This window comes from Micromonospora sp. NPDC048842 (genome assembly GCF_040649935.1).
GTDB lineage: Bacteria > Actinomycetota > Actinomycetes > Mycobacteriales > Micromonosporaceae > Micromonospora > Micromonospora hortensis.
The window spans coordinates 1-5,399 of sequence record NZ_JBEZGK010000052.1 but is presented as its reverse complement, the minus strand read 5'-3'; the positions used below and the strand labels follow the sequence as shown (position 1 = coordinate 5,399).

The window sequence follows — 5,399 nt, the reverse complement described above, 5'->3', positions numbered from 1 at the left end:
CCCCGGTTGGGGTTCCACTGTGGTGGGGCTTCTGGTCGGTGTGTGGTTGTTCTTTGAGAACTCAACAGGGTGCTTGTAAAGCCAGTGCCAATTATGATTTATACCCCGGACTGGTCAGTTTTTGCTGGCTGGTTGGGATTCCTTTGGCAACATTTGTTTGTTGTCAGGATGCTGTTCAACTAATTTTTTGTTGGAGAGTTTGATCCTGGCTCAGGACGAACGCTGGCGGCGTGCTTAACACATGCAAGTCGAGCGGAAAGGCCCTTCGGGGTACTCGAGCGGCGAACGGGTGAGTAACACGTGAGCAACCTGCCCCAAGCTTTGGGATAACCCTCGGAAACGGGGGCTAATACCGAATATTACTTCTGGCCGCATGGCTGGTGGTGGAAAGTTTTTCGGCTTGGGATGGGCTCGCGGCCTATCAGCTTGTTGGTGGGGTGATGGCCTACCAAGGCGACGACGGGTAGCCGGCCTGAGAGGGCGACCGGCCACACTGGGACTGAGACACGGCCCAGACTCCTACGGGAGGCAGCAGTGGGGAATATTGCACAATGGGCGGAAGCCTGATGCAGCGACGCCGCGTGAGGGATGACGGCCTTCGGGTTGTAAACCTCTTTCAGCAGGGACGAAGCGAGAGTGACGGTACCTGCAGAAGAAGCACCGGCCAACTACGTGCCAGCAGCCGCGGTAAGACGTAGGGTGCGAGCGTTGTCCGGATTTATTGGGCGTAAAGAGCTCGTAGGCGGCTTGTCGCGTCGACCGTGAAAACTTGGGGCTCAACCCCAAGCCTGCGGTCGATACGGGCAGGCTAGAGTTCGGTAGGGGAGACTGGAATTCCTGGTGTAGCGGTGAAATGCGCAGATATCAGGAGGAACACCGGTGGCGAAGGCGGGTCTCTGGGCCGATACTGACGCTGAGGAGCGAAAGCGTGGGGAGCGAACAGGATTAGATACCCTGGTAGTCCACGCTGTAAACGTTGGGCGCTAGGTGTGGGGGGCCTCTCCGGTTCCCTGTGCCGCAGCTAACGCATTAAGCGCCCCGCCTGGGGAGTACGGCCGCAAGGCTAAAACTCAAAGGAATTGACGGGGGCCCGCACAAGCGGCGGAGCATGCGGATTAATTCGATGCAACGCGAAGAACCTTACCTGGGTTTGACATGGCCGCAAAACTCACAGAGATGTGAGGTCCTTCGGGGGCGGTCACAGGTGGTGCATGGCTGTCGTCAGCTCGTGTCGTGAGATGTTGGGTTAAGTCCCGCAACGAGCGCAACCCTCGTTCGATGTTGCCAGCGCGTTATGGCGGGGACTCATCGAAGACTGCCGGGGTCAACTCGGAGGAAGGTGGGGATGACGTCAAGTCATCATGCCCCTTATGTCCAGGGCTTCACGCATGCTACAATGGCCGGTACAATGGGCTGCGATACCGCGAGGTGGAGCGAATCCCAAAAAGCCGGTCTCAGTTCGGATCGGGGTCTGCAACTCGACCCCGTGAAGTCGGAGTCGCTAGTAATCGCAGATCAGCAACGCTGCGGTGAATACGTTCCCGGGCCTTGTACACACCGCCCGTCACGTCACGAAAGTCGGCAACACCCGAAGCCGGTGGCCCAACCCTTGTGGAGGGAGCCGTCGAAGGTGGGGCTGGCGATTGGGACGAAGTCGTAACAAGGTAGCCGTACCGGAAGGTGCGGCTGGATCACCTCCTTTCTAAGGAGCACCTTCCGACGAAAGTCGGTAAGGAGCCCGCACTGCCCGAATGTGGTGGTGGGGTGCTCGAATGGCGGAGACACTGGCAAGTTTTGCCCTGGCAACGGCCGGCGGCGCCTAGTACAGCCACTTCGGTGGTGGGAACGGTGGCTTCTGGTGCGGCTGGGGGAGAATGTGAGCACCCTGTTGGGTCCTGAAGGAACAACCATTGGTTGTTGTTTCAGAGACGCGCCGGCCTCCTGTGTGGGGGCTGGAAGTCTGCCAGGCATGGCCTGGCCCCACATACCGCTGGTCTGAGGATCGGGTTTTGGTGTGGGGCGGATCGGGTTGTGGGTTGGTCGTTTGTTGAGAATTGCACAGTGGACGCGAGCATCTTTGTGGTCAAGTTGTCAAGGGCGAACGGTGAATGCCTTGGCACCAGGAGCCGATGAAGGACGTGGGAGGCCGCGATAGGCCTGGGGGAGCTGTCAACCAAGCTGTGATCCCAGGGTGTCCGAATGGGGAAACCTGGCACCAGTCATGTGGTGTCACCCACACCTGAACACATAGGGTGTGTGGAGGGAACGCGGGGAAGTGAAACATCTCAGTACCCGTAGGAAGAGAAAACAATTTAGTGATTCCGTGAGTAGTGGCGAGCGAAAGCGGATCGAGGCTAAACCGGCTGCGTGTGATACCTGTCAGGGGTTGCGTGGTCGGGGTTGTGGGACCCTACTGAACAAGCTGACACTTGTTCGAGAAGTTACAAAGTCAGTGGCTAGTCGAACAGTCTGGAATGGCTGACCGTAGACGGTGAGAGTCCGGTAGGTGAAAGTTGCTGACCTTCTGTGGGTGTTCCCGAGTAGCGGCGGACCCCTGAAATCTGCCGTGAATCTGCCAGGACCACCTGGTAAGCCTAAATACTTCCTGGTGACCGATAGCGGACAAGTACCGTGAGGGAATGGTGAAAAGTACCCCGGGAGGGGAGTGAAATAGTACCTGAAACCGTTCGCCTACAATCCGTCGGAGCCTTGCGGGGTGACGGCGTGCCTTTTGAAGAATGAGCCTGCGAGTTAGTGGCATGTGGCGAGGTTAACCCGTGTGGGGGAGCCGTAGCGAAAGCGAGTCTGAATAGGGCGATTCAGTCGCGTGTCCTAGACCCGAAGCGGAGTGATCTAGCCATGGGCAGGCTGAAGCGCGGGTAAGACCGCGTGGAGGGCCGAACCCACCAATGTTGAAAAATTGGGGGATGACCTGTGGTTAGGGGTGAAAGGCCAATCAAACTCCGTGATAGCTGGTTCTCCCCGAAATGCATTTAGGTGCAGCGTCGCGTGTTTCTTGCCGGAGGTAGAGCACTGGATGGTCTAGGGGGCCCACAAGCTTACCGAAATCAGCCAAACTCCGAATGCCGGTAAGTGAGAGCGCGGCAGTGAGACTGCGGGGGATAAGCTTCGTAGTCGAGAGGGAAACAGCCCAGATCACCAGCTAAGGCCCCTAAGCGTGTGCTAAGTGGAAAAGGATGTGGGGTCGCATAGACAACCAGGAGGTTGGCTTAGAAGCAGCCACCCTTTAAAGAGTGCGTAATAGCTCACTGGTCAAGTGGTTCCGCGCCGACAATGTAGCGGGGCTCAAGCACACCGCCGAAGCTGTGGCATTCACATTTTATCCTCGCTTGGACTTGATTCCTTGTGCAGGTGTGTGGATGGGTAGGGGAGCGTCGTGCCGCGAGTGAAGCAGCGGGGTGACCCAGTTGTGGACGCGGCACGAGTGAGAATGCAGGCATGAGTAGCGAAAGAAGGGTGAGAAACCCTTCCGCCGGATGACCAAGGGTTCCAGGGCCAGGCTAATCCGCCCTGGGTGAGTCGGGACCTAAGGCGAGGCCGAGAGGCGTAGTCGATGGACAACGGGTTGATATTCCCGTACCCGCGAAAGAGCGTCCCTGATGAACCTCGTTGTGCTAACCACCCGAACTTGGTGAGGTCTTCGGACTGAGCTGAGGGAGCGTGGGAACCTGATGGGTAGTAGTCAAGCGATGGGGTGACGCAGGAAGGTAGCTGAGCCCGGCCGGTGGTTGTGCCGGGGTAAGCGTGTAGGCCGTGTTGTAGGCAAATCCGCAACACATGAAGGCTGAGACGTGATGCCGAGCCGATTCAGGTGAAGTCAGTGATCCTATGCTGCCGAGAAAAGCCTCTAGCGAGTTCTTAGCGGCCCGTACCCCAAACCGACACAGGTGGTCAGGTAGAGAATACCGAGGCGATCGGGCGAACTGTGGTTAAGGAACTCGGCAAATTGCCCCCGTAACTTAGGGAGAAGGGGGGCCGGAGACGTGAAGCCCCGCGCGGGTGGAGCGTTGTATGGCCGCAGAGAGCAGGGGGAAGCGACTGTTTACTAAAAACACAGGTCCATGCGAAGAAGTAATTCGATGTATATGGACTGACGCCTGCCCGGTGCTGGAACGTTAAGGGGACCTGTTAGCTCTTCGGGGCGAAGCGGAGAACTTAAGCGCCAGTAAACGGCGGTGGTAACTATAACCATCCTAAGGTAGCGAAATTCCTTGTCGGGTAAGTTCCGACCTGCACGAATGGCGTAACGACTTCCCCACTGTCTCAACCACAGGCCCGGCGAAATTGCAGTACGAGTAAAGATGCTCGTTACGCGCGGCAGGACGGAAAGACCCCGGGACCTTTACTATAGCTTGACATTGGTACTCGAATTAGCTTGTGTAGGATAGGTGGGAGCCGGTGAAGTCCATACGCCAGTATGGGTGGAGGCAATCTTGAAATACCACTCTGGTTGATTTGGGTATCTAACTTCGGACCGTTATCCGGTTCAGGGACAGTGTCTGGTGGGTAGTTTAACTGGGGCGGTTGCCTCCTAAAAGGTAACGGAGGCGCCCAAAGGTTCCCTCAGCCTGGTTGGCAATCAGGTGTTGAGTGCAAGTACACAAGGGAGCTTGACTGTGAGACTGACAGGTCGAGCAGGGACGAAAGTCGGGACTAGTGATCCGGCACTTGCGAGTGGAAGCGGTGTCGCTCAACGGATAAAAGGTACCCCGGGGATAACAGGCTGATCTTCCCCAAGAGTCCATATCGACGGGATGGTTTGGCACCTCGATGTCGGCTCGTCGCATCCTGGGGCTGTAGCAGGTCCCAAGGGTTGGGCTGTTCGCCCATTAAAGCGGTACGCGAGCTGGGTTTAGAACGTCGTGAGACAGTTCGGTCCCTATCCGCCGTGCGCGTAGGATACTTGAGAAGGGCTGTCCCTAGTACGAGAGGACCGGGACGGACGAACCTCTGGTGTGCCAGTTGTCCTGCCAAGGGCACGGCTGGTTAGCTACGTTCGGAAGGGATAACCGCTGAAAGCATCTAAGCGGGAAGCCTGCTTCAAGATGAGGTATCCCACCCACTTTGTGGGGTAAGGCCCCCAGCTAGACGACTGGGTTGATAGGCCGGAAATGTAAGCCCGGTAACGGGTTCAGTTGACCGGTACTAATAGGCCGAGGACTTGACTACTAAGCTGCTACGCGTCCACTGTGCAACTCTGAACAAGCGAACACCCGTGAATTTTGTGCCGGGGTTGTTTGATATGTTCATAGAGTTACGGCGGTCATGGCGGAGGGGAAACGCCCGGTTACATTCCGAACCCGGAAGCTAAGCCCTCCAGCGCCGATGGTACTGCACTCGTGAGGGTGTGGGAGAGTAGGACGCCGCCGGACAATCTT

3 rRNA genes are annotated in these 5,399 nt (G+C 57.4%); all 3 read left to right on the top strand.

Annotated features, from left to right (window positions below):
- Positions 1 to 187: 187 nt before the first annotated feature.
- Positions 188 to 1,702 (top strand): 16S ribosomal RNA (locus AB0C19_RS33495).
- A 379-nt stretch (positions 1,703 to 2,081) separates the two neighbouring features.
- Positions 2,082 to 5,190: ribosomal RNA gene (locus AB0C19_RS33490) — 23S ribosomal RNA — on the top strand.
- Between the two features lie 86 nt (positions 5,191 to 5,276).
- Positions 5,277 to 5,393: ribosomal RNA gene (rrf, locus tag AB0C19_RS33485) — 5S ribosomal RNA — on the top strand.
- Together the 16S, 23S and 5S rRNA genes form the textbook arrangement of a ribosomal RNA operon.
- Positions 5,394 to 5,399 lie beyond the last annotated feature (6 nt).